This window comes from Ruegeria sp. HKCCD6604, assembly GCF_013110635.1.
GTDB lineage: Bacteria > Pseudomonadota > Alphaproteobacteria > Rhodobacterales > Rhodobacteraceae > Ruegeria.
The window spans coordinates 319,380-336,509 of sequence record NZ_WVQW01000001.1 but is presented as its reverse complement, the minus strand read 5'-3'; the positions used below and the strand labels follow the sequence as shown (position 1 = coordinate 336,509).

The 17,130-nt window shown below is 55.4% G+C and carries 18 protein-coding genes; 11 read left to right on the top strand and 7 right to left on the bottom strand.

The window, feature by feature from the left end:
* The first annotated feature begins 31 nt into the window (after positions 1-31).
* Together GS614_RS01655 and GS614_RS01650 are read left to right on the top strand one after the other, a co-directional pair.
* A complete protein-coding gene (locus tag GS614_RS01655) occupies positions 32-1,375 on the top strand; it encodes a HEAT repeat domain-containing protein (protein ID WP_171725350.1) in 1,344 nt (447 codons plus the stop codon).
* A gap of 55 nt (positions 1,376-1,430) precedes the next feature.
* Positions 1,431-1,742 carry a hypothetical protein gene (locus GS614_RS01650; RefSeq protein ID WP_171725349.1) on the top strand — a complete coding sequence of 104 codons (312 nt, stop codon included), beginning with the start codon at positions 1,431-1,433 and terminating at the stop codon, positions 1,740-1,742.
* Positions 1,743-1,924: 182 nt separating this feature from the next.
* Here the strand turns inward: GS614_RS01650 and GS614_RS01645 are convergent, their stop codons facing one another.
* The 5 genes from GS614_RS01645 to GS614_RS01625 form a co-directional block, all read right to left on the bottom strand.
* Positions 1,925-3,424 (bottom strand): DUF3987 domain-containing protein, encoded by a 1,500-nt coding sequence (locus tag GS614_RS01645; RefSeq protein WP_171725348.1) that lies wholly within the window; start codon positions 3,422-3,424, stop codon positions 1,925-1,927.
* Positions 3,421-4,299, bottom strand: coding sequence for a toprim domain-containing protein (locus GS614_RS01640; protein WP_171725347.1), 879 nt, complete (start codon positions 4,297-4,299; stop codon positions 3,421-3,423). Before GS614_RS01640 ends, GS614_RS01645 begins: the two co-directional genes overlap by 4 nt.
* On the bottom strand, positions 4,299-4,565 hold the full coding sequence (locus GS614_RS01635) for a hypothetical protein (protein WP_171725346.1): 267 nt from the start codon (positions 4,563-4,565) through the stop codon (positions 4,299-4,301). Before GS614_RS01635 ends, GS614_RS01640 begins: the two co-directional genes overlap by 1 nt.
* Positions 4,566-4,569: 4 nt before the next feature.
* Complete coding sequence (locus GS614_RS01630) at positions 4,570-4,755, bottom strand: AlpA family transcriptional regulator (protein WP_171363066.1); 186 nt, start codon at positions 4,753-4,755, stop codon at positions 4,570-4,572.
* 324 nt (positions 4,756-5,079) lie between these two features.
* A complete protein-coding gene (locus GS614_RS01625; RefSeq protein ID WP_171725345.1) occupies positions 5,080-6,294 on the bottom strand; it encodes a site-specific integrase in 1,215 nt (404 codons plus the stop codon).
* 438 nt (positions 6,295-6,732) lie between these two features.
* Here GS614_RS01625 and GS614_RS01620 point away from each other — a divergent pair, with 438 nt between their 5' ends.
* The 8 genes from GS614_RS01620 (at position 6,733) to GS614_RS01585 (ending at position 15,178) form a co-directional block, all read left to right on the top strand.
* A complete protein-coding gene (locus GS614_RS01620) occupies positions 6,733-7,290 on the top strand; it encodes a hypothetical protein (RefSeq protein WP_171725344.1) in 558 nt (185 codons plus the stop codon).
* A 198-nt stretch (positions 7,291-7,488) separates the two neighbouring features.
* Complete coding sequence (locus GS614_RS01615) at positions 7,489-8,517, top strand: alcohol dehydrogenase catalytic domain-containing protein (RefSeq protein WP_171725343.1); 1,029 nt, start codon at positions 7,489-7,491, stop codon at positions 8,515-8,517.
* Positions 8,518-8,592: 75 nt separating this feature from the next.
* Positions 8,593-9,468 carry a branched-chain amino acid ABC transporter permease gene (locus GS614_RS01610; protein ID WP_170344324.1) on the top strand — a complete coding sequence of 292 codons (876 nt, stop codon included), beginning with the start codon at positions 8,593-8,595 and terminating at the stop codon, positions 9,466-9,468.
* 3 nt (positions 9,469-9,471) lie between these two features.
* The gene (locus tag GS614_RS01605; RefSeq protein WP_171725342.1) at positions 9,472-10,569 is read left to right on the top strand and encodes a branched-chain amino acid ABC transporter permease; all 1,098 of its coding nucleotides are present in this window, start codon (positions 9,472-9,474) and stop codon (positions 10,567-10,569) included.
* Positions 10,566-11,330 carry an ABC transporter ATP-binding protein gene (locus tag GS614_RS01600; protein WP_171204748.1) on the top strand — a complete coding sequence of 255 codons (765 nt, stop codon included), beginning with the start codon at positions 10,566-10,568 and terminating at the stop codon, positions 11,328-11,330. Before GS614_RS01605 ends, GS614_RS01600 begins: the two co-directional genes overlap by 4 nt.
* Positions 11,327-12,100 (top strand): ABC transporter ATP-binding protein, encoded by a 774-nt coding sequence (locus GS614_RS01595; RefSeq protein WP_171204747.1) that lies wholly within the window; start codon positions 11,327-11,329, stop codon positions 12,098-12,100. Before GS614_RS01600 ends, GS614_RS01595 begins: the two co-directional genes overlap by 4 nt.
* A 5-nt stretch (positions 12,101-12,105) precedes the next feature.
* Positions 12,106-13,992 carry a long-chain fatty acid--CoA ligase gene (locus GS614_RS01590; RefSeq protein ID WP_171725341.1) on the top strand — a complete coding sequence of 629 codons (1,887 nt, stop codon included), beginning with the start codon at positions 12,106-12,108 and terminating at the stop codon, positions 13,990-13,992.
* 25 nt (positions 13,993-14,017) lie between these two features.
* Positions 14,018-15,178, top strand: a complete 1,161-nt coding sequence (locus GS614_RS01585; RefSeq protein ID WP_171725340.1) for an ABC transporter substrate-binding protein — start codon at positions 14,018-14,020, stop codon at positions 15,176-15,178.
* Positions 15,179-15,569: 391 nt separating this feature from the next.
* Here GS614_RS01585 and rpsI read toward each other — a convergent pair whose 3' ends face one another.
* Both rpsI and rplM read right to left on the bottom strand, forming a co-directional pair.
* Entirely contained in the window at positions 15,570-16,055 is a 486-nt protein-coding gene (gene rpsI / locus GS614_RS01580) for a 30S ribosomal protein S9 (protein ID WP_152457951.1), read from the bottom strand.
* Positions 16,056-16,061: 6 nt separating this feature from the next.
* The gene (gene rplM, locus GS614_RS01575) at positions 16,062-16,520 is read right to left on the bottom strand and encodes a 50S ribosomal protein L13 (protein WP_039536983.1); all 459 of its coding nucleotides are present in this window, start codon (positions 16,518-16,520) and stop codon (positions 16,062-16,064) included.
* A gap of 243 nt (positions 16,521-16,763) precedes the next feature.
* Between rplM and GS614_RS01570 the strand changes: the two genes are divergently transcribed.
* The gene (locus GS614_RS01570; protein WP_171725339.1) at positions 16,764-17,129 is read left to right on the top strand and encodes a nuclear transport factor 2 family protein; all 366 of its coding nucleotides are present in this window, start codon (positions 16,764-16,766) and stop codon (positions 17,127-17,129) included.
* Position 17,130: the final 1 nt, after the last annotated feature.

Sequence of the window (17,130 nt, the reverse complement as noted above, 5' to 3'; positions counted from 1 at the left end):
TCACGTATAGAATTATTCAGAGGGTAAAATAATGAGATATTCAAAAGCATTCAGTTTATTTCTTCTGTCAACATTTGCGTTTACAGAAGTGGGCGCGGCCGAATTTGACATATCCGTTCGACGTCACGAAGCTTTGACAAAACCGAATGATAGCGAAGTGAAAAAAATTCTAGAGATTAGCAATGCAATAGTTGCGGAATCGACTTCTGTAGATGATATTGCTTGCCAAGTTGTGTTTGCGCTAGATGGAAGCGTTGGAACATTCGAAGAAGACGAAATTCCTTATCACATAGATTCCAAGGCTGCTTTCAACAAAGTCAAGCGCGCACCTGGTACTGTGAAAATAGTAGGAGACATATCTTGGTGCGGACGGTTGGGAACTAATATCGCAGGTTGTGCGAGTACTCCGGGAACAGGGCTAGTAGTAAGGTTTGGACCTAATCGCAAGATAAATGCACTAATATTTACTCATGAATTTGCTCATACAACAGGTAGTCGTCACCGGGAAAAAGAACTTGCGGTGATGAGATCAGTGGTAAACAAATCTAACGAGGCCTTTAATAACAAAGAGTGCGTTCGTCTCGCGTCGGGGCCGAATGCGGCGTTGTTCGGAGATCCTCTTGCGGCGAATACAGGTACTTCCCCAGCACATTCTGAAACGCTCGACGATCGGCCAGAAAGCGTGCTGGACTTCGTTTCTAACCAATATGCTCACGGCGTTCCCTTTGGAACTGCAAGCAGCTACACTGACGAGGATGTTCAGGAATTAGTCCAAGCACTTAAGAGTGAACCAGATGCGTTTGTGGCTGATAATATTGTTTCAACCTTGGGAGCTATTGGATCAGACACTGCTCGGGATGCGCTGATAGCGTTTCTTATTGAAGACAATTCCCTGGAGCTTTCTGGAGAAGAACTTGTCACGCGAGCAAGCGTATTATCATCTCTTGGCTGGTTGGTTAACCGTTCAGGTGACATCACTGCACTTCAGCTTTTGTTGAACGCCAGCAATGCGGATTGGTGGGCTGAAGAAGTCGATATTGATTGGGATAATCCAGTATATAAAGATCAAGAAGCTTTAATCTCATACTTGGTTTCAAAAGCGATTGTTGGTTTGACACTATCAGGTTCAGCAGAGGCCAGAGCCAGACTGGAGCAGATGCAGGCTAGTGTTGATCCAGGATTGCCTCAACCCATCATCGCGGAAAATGAAGCGTTAGCATTTACTAGCAAATTTGGCGATACCAGTTTGATATCGAATGTTTCACCAGGAACACTAATGGCTGTTACTTCTGCTGGTGGTTCGGAGTTTGTTGAACAGTATTTGAGGGAAATGACCGCGATACAATCTAATGGTTTGGTAGGTTATTATGATTAAGCGTCGTCATCAATTCATGTATAACTAAATTATTTCTTTTGATTTGGAGGAAACTATGAGGCCTATCGTTGTCATTTTGTCAACTCTCACATTGACCAGCGCATGTATCACTCCAGGGTTTGGAACAACTCTCAGAGTGCTCTGTGGTTTCGCTGACGTTCTCATAAGCGAAACCGATTTGGGAGAAATTCAAGATGCATTTGCAGGAGAGGATAATGCTGCCAAACTTGTGTGCGATGCAATTCTGAAGAAGGGGGTCGTTGAGCCAGGTGCACCGCAACCAATTGTTGTGACTGGAGAAACTATTATTCCTCTACCTTCTAATGTAGAACAAACGAAAGTGACTGTATTGCCGCCAACTTCGTAACGAGATTATCACACGCACAAGACTTGTGTCTGGTGACATATCCATGTGCAAATTGCTAGACACAGTCGATTGATACCGATGCAGCGTAGAATAACTTCACTAGGTCTGACAAAACCGACACAACCGACAAAACCTATGCACCTGGAAGTTCTGTCAGTTTTGTCGGTTGTGTCATGAGGTAATCAAGCGCCTGCCGAGTGTATTGTCGGGTTGACGATATAGAGGCGCGACCGCCGCCCGCCTGTTGCGTTCGTTGGTTTTTGGACTAGACGCACAATATCGCCTTCTTCCAATGCTTTGAGGGCTGGGTTTAACTCATTTGCCGTTGCCAGCCCCGACCGATCCAGGCGCAAGACCTCACGCGATGTAAAACGCTCCCAGCCTTGCTCTCTGATCACGGCCACTAAACGTCGTGTAGCCCGTTCGGTTTTTGACAGTGACGCGCTGGCATAGGCGCGCTGCGCCATTGGAAGTGCAAAAGACGTGACGAACAATGCCGCCCGGTCGAAGTCTTCCGCGCTGATCTGATGTGCCTCGTCTTCGACACCCGTCGCCCAATCCAGGTAGGACAGCGCCAGAGAAAGCCGAATGGTCATGCCGGGAAGCTTACCTATATAGGAGAGCAACAGCCCGTCTGCTTTGGCCTCCAAGTCCCTTACATAGCTACGTAACGTATCGAGATGGTCGCGGGCCTCTTCCGTAAACGGAATGAGCCAGGGCCGCGTGACGTCGTATTCGTCCGTTACCATACGTAGGGATAGGAGCCTGGTGAGCGCGCGTTCAATAAACGCATCATCAGGAATGGACTGCGGGCGCTGTATCGGAACGGGATCAGGCCAGATCGGCGTGAACCGCGCTAAAAGTCCGTCATCATCAGAGTTGATCAGCAACCCGTTGAGCTTATCCGGCTGGATACCACCAACCACACCGATAGACAGCCGATCTATGTATACGGGATCACGCCCCATACGTTCGACCGTATAGGCGCGACCGCCATAGGCTTCGAGCCAGAATGGTCGATCCGATCCACCGCCGGAATAGCGCGTCATGCCTTGCAGCCACCCAGCCAGTTCATCCCGGGCCGCCAACGTTCCGCGCGCCTGCTTTTCCAGGATCACGGCCAGCCTCTCTACGGTGCCGTCAGCAACGCACAGACGCGGTAAGAATGGCTCTTGACCGGGATTGGCTGCGTCAGGTCGCTCCGGTGGGGCGGACCCGTCTTTGATCGCGGCTTTGGTTGCCTCTTTCCACGTGCTTTCTGCAATCTTGGCGATCTCTGCCGCTTCGCGCCATTGGGCAAGTTCGCCTTCTGCGTTTTTTCGGAGTTCCCGCTCAGCCTTCCGTAGCGGGGTCAGAACTGCATCCAAGCCAGGTGATTTACCGCTGGACGGCAGGCCAATTGCCATCGTCCACAGAATTGGCGGTTCCGACCAGCCTGCCCAGGGAGACACCCACCGGGTATTGCCGATCAGTGATCCGGCGACTGCCAACAGAGCGGCCACGATGTAATCTGGTGGTGATGACTTTGCCTCAGCTGCAACCGTGATCCATTGCGCCCATTTAGGCCCAAAGACTTCTTCCAAGGGCAGCTTCGGCGCAGCCGCGCGTTCATCCCGCAAAAACCGCGATGCCGGTTCCGGCCAATCCGGTGCAAAGCTCTCTTCTTTCGGATGGATCGTCATTGCGCTTTTGCCTTTCCCGTCAGTACGTCGTTCCAGTCATAGCCGTCCGGAGCGGGCAGCAAGGAGACACGCCAGCCCAAGGCATAGGCGCGGGTTGCCAGCACTTGCGCCGCTTCGCGTCCAACGGCATCGCCATCGGGCGCAATCACCAATTCGCCAGGTTGACCTGGCAAGCGCAGAGAGTTCATGCCGCTGGCGCTCAACGCCGCCCACACTGTTGCAGGGCCATCTAACAGGCCGGAGAGCAGCGACAGCCCGGTTTCGATGCCTTCTGTCACCACTAGCCGTCCAGGCGCATTGGAGAGTTGAACCGCACCACCCTTGGTTGCCCCAAGCATGGCCTTGCATGGGGAGAGGTCTGTTTTTCCAGCACTATCTATACGTAGATAGGTCCGGTGCACGGCGAATGTATCGGTTCCGCCTACACACCCTATAAGGGCAGGCACCCTTTTTGCCGTCGGATGCCAACACCTATCCAGGTAACGTAGGGAATACGGCAGTGGGCATGTGATCCCACGTTTACGCAGGTAGGTTTCGCCCGGTGTGCCGCAAACTGGTTGAGCCTCTTTCCAAACGGATTGAGCAATCTCTGCGCGCCGTTGAGTGTGGCGGCGCTCCTTTTCACGGTTCTTACGTACGACTTCTCTATTGAGCTGCACATACTCTTCTTGGCTGCCTGCCAATCCAAGACTTTTGAGCGCGTTCAAAACAAGCACAAAACTACATCCAGCATGACAAGTCAGCAAAAGCTGACCTGAATGTCCGTTTGCGATGCTCAAGCTGGGTGAGCGGTCATCATGGGCTGGACAGCAAGCAATGCCAGAACGCCCGGTCCAACGTCCACCGAGTGCGCGAGTGATGGCTTCAGCATCCATCAATTCCAGCCTCCTGCCTTGAAGGTTTCCGGGAGCGCACCGATTTCGGGGGAATAGAGGCCTAGAAACTTGTGCTGGAACCGCAAAAGGGCATTTCGGGTGGTGCAGTAGCCCAAGTTCCGCCACCGCGCCCCAGCACAGGTTTTAACCGTTACGCGCTGTTGAAAGAGCCATTGCAGGTCATCTTTACAAACCGCCACACGATAGCGCCCAAGAGAAAATAACACACGTTCGTAGTTCGCCGATGTTTCATGATGCTGTGTCATCGGTTCACACCGCCTCGCTTGCGCGGCTATCCAGCCAGGTCAAAACATCTGATTGACGCCAGCCCACAGCGCGCTTCCCAAGCTTGATAGGCTTTGGAAACGAGCCGTCTGCAATCATGGCGTATATGGTGGACCGAGAGAGACCGACCAAGGATTCCACGTCTGGCCTGCGATAGATTTTGTCTTGCATTTCAATATGCCCCTTCGAGCGCCGCGCCGTTTCTTTTGACGCGATCAATTGTCGGCAGTATCGAGAAAGGCAGGGATTGCTCTAATTCCTAACTTCCCGTCGGTTCCGGTGTTGGCGCATCGGGGCCGACACGAAGCGCTAACTGCCAGTAAGCGCCGCGTAAGTCCGAATAAGCACAGGAAAAAACACCTGCCAACGGGCTCCCGATGGCAGGTTAAAATCTATAGATTACAGATGGTTGTGCGGAGCTTTGGGGGACTATGTATCGGAAATCAATGAAAATGCGCTTTTTTTGGACGGAAATCCTAAGCTTCTGATTTTACGCTATTCTTTTTTCAAGAATTTTTCCCAGGCGACCATCATTTTGCGGCGGCGCTCCAAAGCATCGGTTCTGCGGTAGGCGCGCACGACCATGCTGTCCACGTTGTGCGCAAGTGCCAGCTCCGCCATGTGGTGATCATAACCCTCTTCAGCGGCCCAATCGCGGAAGGTAGAACGGAGCCCATGGGGGACGGCAGGTGATCCGCTCTTGGCGTCACAATAGCCAGGACCGTTCTTTGCCAGGTCTGCCTTGTGCATCTTCCGCATCACCGATGACAAAGCCATGTCTGAGAGCATGCCACCCTTGGCTCCAAAGAACACAAAAGGCGAGCCTTCAAGCCTTGGAAGTTCCTTCAAGAGTGCAATCATGGAAGGGGTCAATGGAACGCGATGCTGTCGCCGTGCTTTCATGCGCGTCGCCGGAATGGTCCAGTGACCCGCCTCAAAGTCCACTTCATCCCAGGTCATGCCCCGTATTTCGCCAGAGCGTGAGGCTGTAAGAGCCGCAAATTGCAACGCCTTGATCGACATACCATCCCGGCCAGACAGGTCAGCCCACCAGCGCCCTGTATCCTTATGCGCCAAGGCTGGATGATGCTTAACGGTCGCAACTTTGCTTGGTTTAGGCAGGACTTCTGACAAGTTGCCTTTCCAGCGTGCCGGATTTTCGCCAATGCGCAACTCGTTCACGGTTGCCCAGGACAAGACCTTTTCAATGCGTCCGCGCAAGCGGCTGGCGGTTTCGGTCTTCTCCTCCCAGATCGGTTTGAGAACCGACACGACATCCGTGACGTCGATAGCCTCCACTGACTTATTGCCGATCACCGGTATCGCGTAGGTGTCCAGTGTCGCGCGCCATTGCTTTTTGTGTTTCTCGCTGCGGAACTCCGCCAGCTTAGCCTCCAGGTACTTATCGACAACGCTGGCAAAGTCCGTATCCATTTTTGCTTTGCGCTTCTCAGCCAGGGGATCGCCGCCCAGATAGGCTTTACGTTTGTTCTCAACCGCTTGTTCCCGTGCCATCGACAATGTGACAAGCGGGTAGTTTCCGAGACCAATCTCGCGCCGCTTGCCAGAGATCACGATCCGCTGCACCCAATATTTGCGACCCTTTTTGTCAATTCGCAGAAACAGGCCGTAACGGCTGTTGTCGAAGTATTTCCCCGGCGTGGTAACGTTTTTGACAAAGGTTGCCGTCAAGGGTTTGCCTGCTGCCATGGTGCTACGTGTTCCGTATTATTGTCCGTCAGGTTATCCCCCATTAGATGCTGGATTCCATCGGAACTCGCAAGACCTTATTGGATGCTAAAACGGAAAATAACTGTTTAATTATTTGATACTATGGGAAATCTGTGGGTCGCATCGGATCACTATATGGCTGCCTGTCTCTCCGCCACTATCCCAATGCAGGCTCAATGCTGCCTTTTGGCCCACAAGAAGCGCCCTAAAATTGGTTGCGGCTGCGGGCCATTCCCGGCGGATCGCCGCCAAAACAGGGCGCGACATCTTTGTGCCGGCGTGTTCTTGCCGCGTTTCAAAGGACAATGAGCATAGCCCGGCTTATACTCTATTCTGCTGAGAATTATCGGGAATTCCCCTTTGTACCTGAGTTATTTTTAGCGCATCCCGGCGACACAATTTCCAAAGGAGACACACATGTCGCGTACTCTAATTCTTGCCATCGTCATCGCCGCAATTGGCGCCGGCGGATACTATTACCTGAATCAACCCGAACCCACACCCGCCGAGCGTTTGGAAACCGCGGCAGAAGAAGCCGCCGAAGCGGTGACAGACGCAGCTTCATCTGTACAGGACGCTGCCTCTGACGCTGTCGATGCAGCGACCGAACAAGCCGCCGAAGCAGCTTCGTCGCTGACGGACCAAGCTACAGAAGCGGCGTCATCGGTTGCAGATCAGGCAAGCGAAGCGGCGTCATCGGTGGCGGATCAGGCCTCTGATGCGGCTCAGGAGGCCAGCGATCAGGTAGCCGCGCTGGCCGGTCAAGGGCAGGAGTTGCTGAACTCATGGATTCAGGAAGGCAAGCTGGACCCGACCAACTTCGACTATGATGGCATTATGGCATCCCTTCAGGACAGCACTCTGGCCACCGATCTGAAGGATCAGGCGATCAAGATTGTGAATGATATCAAGGACTCGCCTGAAACGATTGTTCAGAAAATTCAGGAACTGACCAACCTGCTGACCCATCAGTAAAGTTTTAAAGGCCGATCCACGGGTCGGCCTTTCCCAAGGGCGCATCCGCGCTGCCCCTACGTTAGGGCGTCGTTGAATTGACCTCCTTCGCCGCTTTTGATTGGCTGTGCCTGACAAACAGCCCGCACCTTGCCCGTACTATCGGGGGCTTTCCAGATATGGTGCGCGCTGTGCTTTAGCCATTTCAAGGATGACCCGATGACCGACCTGCCCCAGACTATGTTCGCCGCAATCCTGAAGCATGACGGGTATTCCGGCACGGCCACCGGACCGGCCATTGAAAACGCCGCCGACTGGTTGGAAGAAGCTGAAGTTCCCACGCCGGAACCCGGCCCGGGTCAGGTGCTGATCCGGTTGCGCGCGGCTTCGGTCAATCCGTCAGATCTGCATTTCATCAAGGGTGAATACGGGCAGCCGAGGGTCAAGGGATCCCCCGCCGGCTTTGAAGGATGCGGAGACGTCGTGGCCGCCGGCAAGGGCGCCGAAGCCCTGCAAGGGCAACGCGTCGCGTTTGTTGCCGCCGGATCGGGGGCCTGGGCGGAATATGTCGTTACACAGATGCAGATGTGCATCCCTCTGCGCCCTGATATCTCGGACGATGATGGGGCTGCTCAGATCGTCAATCCAATGACGGCGATGGCCATGGTGGATATGGCCAAGGCTGACGGCGATGCCTTTGTCGTATCAGCCGCGACCAGCCAATTGGGCAAGCTGATGTGCAGCCTTGGCCGCGACCTGGGGTTGAAGCCGATCGCTTTGGTGCGCCGGGCCGAGACGGCAGAGATGTTGAAAGATCTTGGCGCGGCCGAAGTGCTGGTGACAACCGATGAAGACGTTGTCGCCAAGTTTGCGGATCTGAGCGCGCAGCTGAAACCGCGCGCGTTTCTGGATGCTGTGACGGACCAGTTGTCTGAAAAACTGTTCTGCGCCATGCCCAACCGGGCGCGCTGGATCAGTTATGGCAAGCTGTCTACCGAGGCGCCGACGCTGACGCAGACCGGTCAACTGATCTTCATGAGCAAGCGGATCGAAGGCTTCTGGCTGACAAACTGGATGATGTCGACCCCGCCCGCCGATCAGATGCGCGTCGTGGCCGAGGTTCAGGCCCGGTTTGCCGACGGGCGCTGGAAAACGGATGTTTCAGAACATCTTAGGCTGAAAAATCTTGTGCCAAATCTGGCGGATGCGCTGAAAAAGAGTGACGGCAAGGTGATAATAACGCCATAGTAGAACAAACCCGCGTCACCGCAGGATACGCGCGGGCAGAACGCGACACCGGCAAACCGGTCGAGGGAGGACAGTTTGGATAACGCACAGCTGCTGATCAGCGGACTGGCAAACGGGTGTGTCTATGGCCTGATCGCGCTTGGCTTTGTTCTGATCTACAAGGCGACCGAAGCGGTAAATTTCGCGCAGGGCGATTTCATGATGCTGGGGGCCTTTGTCACCATCGGCCTGACCAACACCGAGTACATGGGTCTGCCGTTCTGGCTGGCCCTGCCGATATCACTGGGGATCATGGGGGCATTGGGGTATCTTCTGGATCGCCTGATCATCCGTCGCCTGTTTGGCGAAAGTCAGACCGCCGTTGTTATCCTGACCATCGCCCTGGGCTTTGTGATCCGTTTCGTGGCCGGATTGATCTGGGGGCACGAACCGCAAACACTGCAAAACCCGCTGGCGGGGAAAGATCTGCGCTTTGGCGGCCTTGTGCTGGGGCTGGAGGATGTCGCCGTGATCGTCGTGACCATCCTGCTGACATGGGGCCTTTACGTCTTTTTCAAACGCTCCAAACTTGGGCTGGCGATGCAGGGGGCGTCGCAGAACCAGCTGGCAGCGTATTACATGGGCGTACCTGTCAAGCGGGTTCAGGGGTTCATCTGGGCGCTGGCCGGTGTCGTTGCGGGGATTGCGGGCATTCTGTTCGCCGCCAAGGGCGCGGTGGATCCGACAACCGGATTGCTGGGCATCAAGGCATTTGCCGCCGCCGTTATCGGAGGATTCGGAAGCCTGCCCGGTGCGTTGGCCGGTGGACTTATCGTCGGCGTGATCGAACCTTTTGCCAGCCGCTATATCGCGGCGGGTTACAGCCAGATCGCGCCATACGCCCTGCTGCTTGCCGTGCTGATCTTTCGCCCCAACGGGTTGTTCAGTCAGGTTCGGGTCAAAAAGGTCTGAGCCATGCGGATCGTCTTCAAAACCGACTACATGCAGGATATCCATCCATGGAAAGACCGCTATCAGCTTGTCCTGTATCTGATCCTGCTGACGGTTGTTGCCGCAGCCCCCTTGTGGCTTGACGAGTTCTATCTGGGTGAACTGACCAACGTCCTGATCTGGGCCATTGCCGGGTTGGGCCTGATGATCCTGACCGGGCATACAGGGCAAGTCAGTCTGGGCCACGCGGCCTTTCTGGCCTTTGGCTGCTATGCCAACGTTGCCCTGATCGAAGCAGGGGTGCCCTTTCTTCTCGCCTTTCCACTGGCCGGCATCCTGACGGGGATCGCGGGCGTGACCGTTGCGATCCCTGCCCTGCGCCTGCATGGCATCTATCTGGCCATCTTCACCATGGCTCTTTCGATCCTGATGGACGACATCATCGTTCTGTCCGAACCCATCACCGGCGGCGTTGCAGGCAAATATGTCGGCGGGGTCGAAATCTTCGGCCATCTGGTGGACCGCTGGGGAACGCCCGATCAGTTTTACTGGCTGGTCCTGACCGTCGCCGTTCTGGTCACACTGGGATATATCAACCTGCTGCGCGCGCCTTTGGGCCGCAGCTTTATCGCTGTGCGCGACTCTGAGGTTTCGGCCCAGGCGATGGGAATCGATATCGCACGGACAAAGATGATCTCTTTCGCCTTGTCCTGCGCGGTGACGGGCTGGGCCGGGGCACTGATGGGGTTGTTCGCCGGAGCGTTCAACAACGAAACCTTCAGTGTTCTGATCTCGATCCAATTGTTGATGATGATCGTGATCGGTGGGCTTGGGTCGATCCACGGCGCGTTTCTGGGCGCGATCGTGATCGGGTTCCTGCCGCAGTTTCTGTCGATCTCAAAGGAATATGCCGGCGCTCTGTTCGGTGGCAGTACGGTGGCCATTCCGGGATTGGAGTTCGGCATCTTCGGCATGATCCTGATCGCCTTCATCCTGTTCGAACCCATGGGCATCTATGGCCGCTGGCTGAAAATCCGCACCTGGTTCGAGCTGTTCCCCTTCTATCGAAAGGACATGTTCAAACGGCAGAAATCCTATCTCAAGACGGAGCGTCTGAGATGAGCTTGCTGGAGTTCGAAAATGTCACCCTCAAGTTCGGCGGCCTGACGGCGGTGGATGACCTGTCATTCGACGTTCGGGAAGGTGAAGTCTTTGCCATCGTCGGCCCAAACGGTGCGGGCAAGTCCACTGTTTTCAACCTGATTTCCCGGTTCTACGATCCCGTTGACGGGGCGATCCGGTTTGACGGTCATGATCTGCTTCGGGTCAAACCGTCCGGCGTCGCCGCCTATGGCGTGGCGCGCACCTTTCAGAATATCGAACTGTTCGAACACGCCACCGTTCTGCAAAACCTGCTGGTCGGGCGGCACCGCCACCGCAGGACAAACCTGATTTCCGAGATTCTGTTCACCCCGTCCGCAAAGCAACAGGAACTGGAAAACCGCGAGAAAGTGGAACGGATCATCGATTTTCTCGACCTGCAAGCCTATCGCGACAAGATGATATCGGGGCTGCCCTACGGCGTGCGCAAAGTGGTCGAAGTTGCACGGGCTTTGGCAACTGACCCAAAACTCTTGCTGCTGGATGAGCCGGCCTCGGGGTTGTCCGTGGAAGAAACAACGGACATGCGTTGGTGGATCGATGATATCCGACGGCAGATGGGCATCACCGTTTTGATGGTAGAACATGACATGGGCCTGGTCTCGGGCGTGTCAGACCGGGTTCTGGCCATGGCAGACGGCGCAAAACTGGCGCTTGGGACCCCGGCCGAAGTTCAATCGCACCCGGCAGTGATCGAAGCCTATCTTGGGAAGGCTTCATGAGCGCGCCAATCCTGAAAATCCGAAATGTCGAAAGCTTTTATGGCCCGATCATGGCCATTCGCGGTGTTTCGCTGGACGTTCACGAAGGTGCGATTGTTTCGATCCTTGGCGCAAACGGTGCCGGCAAGACGACGTTGATGAAAACCGTCTCGGGGGTGATGGACCCGGAAAAAGGCACGATCACCTTTGATGGAGACGACATTCAAGGGGCCGAGCCGCATACCGTCGTCCAGCGCGGGATCGTGCATGTACCCGAAGGGCGCGAGGTGTTTCCTCTGCTCACCGTCGATGAAAACCTGAGCCTCGGCGCGTATACCCGAACGGACAAAGTGCAGATCGACCAGGATCGCGAGCTTGTTTTCAGTTACTTTCCCGTTCTGAAAGATCGTCACACGCAAGAGGCCGGCACCCTTTCGGGCGGGCAGCAACAAATGCTGGCAATCGGACGTGGGCTGATGGCCCGTCCCCGCATCATGCTGCTGGATGAGCCGTCGCTGGGTCTGTCACCGCTTTTGGTGCAGGAAATATTCGCCATTCTGAAACGTCTGAACGAAGAACAGCATATGACGATGCTGCTGGTCGAACAGAACGCCAATGCGGCGTTGCGGCTGGCGCATCATGGATACGTGATGGAGGTAGGCCGCATCGTCATGGACGGCGCTGCGGATACGTTGCTGAAATCCGAAGACATCCAGAACTTCTATCTTGGCGTGCAGGAAGAAGGCGCACGCGAAAGCCGCCGTTGGAAACGCAAGAAGACGTGGAGGTAAGCAAGATGGATGCCACGCCCCTCGCCTCGCAGGTCAAGATCAACGGCGTTGAACTGAATGCAACCCCCGGACAACGCCCGTTGCGCGTAGATGGGTGCACCACCATCAGCATGCTGTTTCAACACCGTTGCGCGGAACTGGGGGATCGTACAGCCCATCGCGAAAAGGATTTGGGCATCTGGAAGTCATATTCCTGGGCCGACTACTGGCAGCACGCCAAGTGGAGCGGGCTTGCCCTGCGCAAGCTGGGCCTGGAACGCGGTGACGTTGTTTCGATCCTGTCCGAGGACCGCAAGGAATGGATGTGGTTCGATATGGGCATTCAGTGCGTCGGGGGCATTTCTTCCGGCGTCTACACCACGGATTCGGCCAATCAACTGCAATATCTGGTCAACGACAGTGGCAGCAAGTTCCTCATCGTCGAGGACGAAGAGCATCTGGACAAGTTTCTGGAAGTCGAAAATCAAGTTCCAGATCTGATCAAGGTGATCATTCTGGAAGACGAAGGCTTGCATGACCTGACCCATCCACGCTGCATGATGATCGACGACCTTTACGCTTTGGGCCAGCAGGCCGAACAGGAAGATCCGGGACGGTTCGAAGCCGAAATCGCACAGGCCAAACCTCAGGACACAGCTTTGCTGGTTTACACATCCGGCACCACCGGCCAACCCAAGGGTGCGATGTTGAGCCATGAAAACATCCTGGCCGGCATCGAGGCCGGTGCCTGGTCATTGCCAACACAGGCCAGTGACGAACAGCTGTGTTTTCTACCGCTCTGCCATATTCTGGAACGCGACGTGTCTGTCTATTACCCTCTGGCCGCCCGCTGCACCGTGAATTTCGCGGAAAGCCCCGAGACGGTGTTTGCGAATCTGCAAGAGGTCTCGCCCTCGACCTTCACGGCTGTGCCGAGAGTTTGGGAAAAGATCCATGCGCAGGTGCAAATCCTGGCGCAGGATGCAACGGCGCTGGGTCGAATGGCATACGGTCTTGCCCTGAAGGCCGGCGCGCGCCGGGCCGATTACGTGAGTTCGGGAAAACCCGTTCCCGCCGCCATCGCGGCCCGGTTCTGGTTCTGGGATCAGTTGGTTCTGAAGAATTTGCGCCGGATGCTGGGCTTGGACAAGCTGCGCCGGGGTGGCACGGGTGCCGCGCCTATCTCGGCGGATTTGTTGAAATGGTACTGGGCCATCGGAGTGCCGATCGTCGAGGGCTTCGGCATGACCGAAACGTCCGGCCTTGCCACACTCAACACCGTGGAAAGCAACAAGATCGGAACCATCGGCAAGGTCGTCCCGGGGTGCGACATCCGCATCTCGGATGAAGGTGAAATTCAACTCAAAGGCATGAACATCTTTCAGGGCTATTGGCGCAACAACGCAAAGACGGCGGAAAGCTTTACTGCCGATGGCTGGCTGCGCACCGGCGATATGGGACGTATCGACAAGGACGGGTACGTTACCATCACCGGCAGGTTGAAAGACATCATCATCACCGCCGGTGGCAAGAACATCACCCCGGCCGAAATCGAAAGCCGGCTGAAGTTCAGCCATTACATCTCGGACGCGGTGATCATCGGCGATCGGCGCAAATACCTCACGGCGCTGATCATGATCGATCAGGAAAATGTCGAAAAATATGCGCAGGACCAGAAAATCCCGTTTTCGAACTTTGCCTCGCTTTGCGCCGCGGCCGAAGTCAAGGAGCTGATCGGCGCCGAAGTGGCCGCAGTCAACAAAGAATTCGCACGGGTCGAGCAGATCAAGGATTTTCGCCTGATCGACGTTCTGCTGACCGCCGAGGATGACGAGCTTACCGCCACAATGAAGCTGAAACGCGGCCTGGTCGAAAAGAAACACGGACATCTGATTGAAGACATGTACACTTAGCCAAAGAGTTTTCGGGAGGAGAAAGATGAAGAAGTCATTCAAATGGCTGGCCGCCGCCACGGCGTTGGCCGCCTCGGCAAGCATCGGTTGGGCTCAGACGCAGGGCGTGACGGATGATGAGATTGTCATCGGGTCCGTCAACGACCTGAGCGGCATTTTTGCCGCGGTGGGTGTCCCGGCGACCAAAGGTGCCAACGTGGTATTCGACCGGGTGAACGAAGCCGGTGGCATACACGGGCGCAAAATCCGCTATGTGGTCGAGGACAACGGATACCAGATGCCGCGTGCGATGCAGGGCTACAACAAACTGCTGAACCGCGACAAGGTGTTCGCCATGCTGCAATCGCTTGGCACGCCGATGAACATGGCTGGGTTCAAGTTGTTGGATCCCAAGGGCATTCCCAACGTGGCACCTCTGACCGCTGCGCGTCAGATGTTGCAAGAGCCGATGCGAAACAAGTTCACGTCTTTCTCGACCTACTATGATCAGGCGCGTGTCGGTGTGAAATATCTGGCCGGCGAATTTGGATCAAAGACGGTGTGCACCATGTATCTGCCGACAGATTTCGGTGAGGAAATTCTTGAGGGCAGCAAGGCCGGCGCCGAAGAAGCCGGGATCGCTTTTGGATCTGAAACGACCCACAAACCGGATGAGACGGATTTTGTCGGGTCGCTCAGCAAGCTCAAGGAAGAGGGCTGCGATATCGTCACCATGGCGCTTGGCGTGCGGCAGGCGATCACCGTAGTAGGCACGGCCAAGAAGATGGGGCTGACGGACATGAAGTTCCTCGGGACTTCGGCCAGTTTCCTGACTGTCGTGGCACAGGTTCCCGGTGGGGTGACTGACGGGTTCTATGCAGCAGCTTCGTGGCAGGATCTGTGGGCGCGTGCAGATCAACCTGCCCCGGCGGCGTTTATCGAAGAATACAAGGCCGCCACGGGCGAAGACCCGGTTGGATTCGCCATGTTGGGCTATTCCGCCGCCGAAATGATGGTTAAAGCGCTTGAGGCCGCGGGCCCTGACCTGACGCATGACAGCTTTATCGAAGCGATGGAGTCACTGGACTATCAGGATGACCTGGTCGGCAACCACATTACCTATGGCCCGGATGATCACCAGGGGGCGGATACGGTTTTCGTCAATGTCGTTGAAAACGGCGCGTGGAAGCTGGTTTACGAAGAATAAAGCACCGCTTCTACTAAAAAATGGGGCTAGTTTTTGCCCCCTTTTTATCCAGATAATTTTTTGAGCTGTTACCATCTGTTCCCCTTGCGTTCTCATCGGGAGGGGTCATATTGATACTTACGTAACTAGTAGATTAGAAAATATGAGTAAAAATTATCGCAGTTCAAAAACCGGGCAGTTTGTAACGCCAAAATATGCGAAATCTCACCCGACGACTACGATAGGTGAAAATCGTGGAGGTGGCGAAACCGGCAGATCTAGAAGTGCAAGAACCGGGCAATTCGTAACAACTGGCTACGCCAAGAAGCATCCATCGACTACAGTTACTGAGGACAAATAGCAAAAGGGCTCGCAATTGCGAGCCCTTTCTTTGTTGGGTTTTCCCGGCGAATTAACGCTTGGAGAACTGGAACGAACGGCGGGCTTTGCGCTTACCGAATTTCTTACGTTCCACAACGCGGCTGTCGCGGGTCAGGAAGCCAGCGGCTTTCAGGGCGCCGCGCAGGTTGGGATCGTACAGTTGCAGCGCTTTCGAGATGCCGTGCTTGACCGCACCGGCCTGACCGGTCAGGCCACCACCTTTGACGGTGGCGACAACGTCGAACTCGCCTTCGACACCAGCAACCTGGAACGGCTGGCGCAGGATCAGTTGCAGAACGGGGCGTGCAAAATAGACGTCCTGATCCTTGCCGTTCACGGTGACCTTGCCGGAACCCGGCTTGATCCAAACGCGGGCAACAGCGTCTTTACGCTTGCCGGTGGCATAGGAACGGCCCAGCTCGTCACGTACGGGTTCACGCACGATGACTTCCTCGGCCACGGTTTCAACGCCTGCGACGGCGCTCAGCTCTTCGAGAGTATTGATCTGATCAGCCATCGGTCATTAGCTCCGGGTGTTTTTCTTGTTCATGGACTTGACGTCCAGAACTTCGGGCGCTTGCGCCTCGTGGGGATGCTCGGCACCGGCATAAACGCGCAGGTTGGTCATTTGCTGACGCGCCAGACGGTTGCCCGGCAGCATGCGCTTGACCGCTTGGGTCACGACGCGCTCGGGGTGTGCACCTTCCAGGATCTGCTGTTTGGTGCGCGACTTGATGCCGCCCGGGTGGCCAGTGTGCCAGTAGAAGTTTTCTTCGCGCTTCTTGCCGGTCATCTGGATCTTGTCAGCGTTGATCACGATGACGTTGTCGCCCATGTCCATGTTCGGGGTGAACGACGCTTTGTGCTTGCCACGCAGGCGCATGGCGACGATCGACGCAAGACGGCCCAGAACAACGCCCTCGGCGTCGATCAGGATCCATTTCTTGTCGATGTCTGCAGGTGTTGCAGAAAAGGTTTTCATGGCAGGATAGTCCTGTTTGATGTGAAAGACCGCCCCAAGCGAGGCGGCCCGAATTCGATGGATGCGTATCTAGACACCCATGATCGCCACGTCAAGCGACCAAGCGCCATTTAAAATGTTTTAAAACAATGACTTGTTAAATAGGTATTATTTTACCCCATGTCGTCAGCACGGAAATCGCCCCAATTTCGACACTCTGATACACTCGGTTGGAATTGATCATGCTCAACCACGGAGGGTCGTATGCAGGATTTGATGCGCACGATTGAAAACTATGGCGCGGCCTGGCAGGAAAAGTCCGCCGATAAACGGCTTGCGCTTCTGACCCAGTGCTTTGCGGAAAATGGTCGGTACGTGGATCCGACAGCCGATGTTTCAGGCCGAGAGCAGTTGAGTGCACATATCGGCGAAGTCCTTTTGACTTCGAATGGGCGTGTCGAAATCACCAGCAATCCTGTGTCGCACCATGATGTCGTCCACTTCACGTGGCATATGGTGGCCCCGGACGGCGCAATCATGGTGGCCGGGCATGATTTCATTCGATTGGACAAGGACGGAAGAATTGCCCATCTGGCCGGTTTCTTTGGCGACCCGCCGCCGCTGAGTTGAA